The organism is Dellaglioa sp. BT-FLS60, assembly GCF_054941065.1.
In genome coordinates, this window is sequence record NZ_JBSOLI010000014.1 from 1 (window position 1) to 479 (window position 479).

At 38.0% G+C, this 479-nt stretch carries 1 protein-coding gene; it reads left to right on the forward strand.

Features of this window, described 5'->3' with window-relative positions:
- Positions 1-190: 190 nt before the first annotated feature.
- The coding region (locus ACVQ8P_RS00340; RefSeq protein WP_462296867.1) for an amino acid permease at positions 191-479 on the forward strand (289 nt) is incomplete at its 3' end.

The following is a 479-nucleotide window of genomic DNA, read 5'->3' on the forward strand; positions in this document are numbered from 1 at the left end:
CTCCAAAGATTATTACTAATCAAGTACAAGATTATATCGTCTAATCGAATGATTAAAAGAGTAACTCAATCAAGTATTTCTTACTGATTGGGTTACTCTTTTTTTGATGTGACAGTATTGTCAGATTAATTGCGTCGCCCCCACCGTTATGCTAAACTTCTAATATTCATTTTAGAAAAAGGAGGATTCAATTTTGGAAAAAAAACCAGCAGTTGAACTTAACAGATCGTTAGGTCTGTGGTCAGCACTATCAATCGTCATTGGAACGGTTATCGGTTCCGGTATCTTTTTTAAGCAAGCATCGGTACTCGACTATACCGGATCTACTACAAATGCCTTGCTTGCATGGCTATGTGGTGGCATCATAACCTTAACCGCCGGATTAACTGTTGCCGAAATTGGATCTCAAATTCCGCAAACTGGTGGTTTATATATCTACATGGAAAAGATTTACGGAAAAATCTGGGGATTTCTAGCCG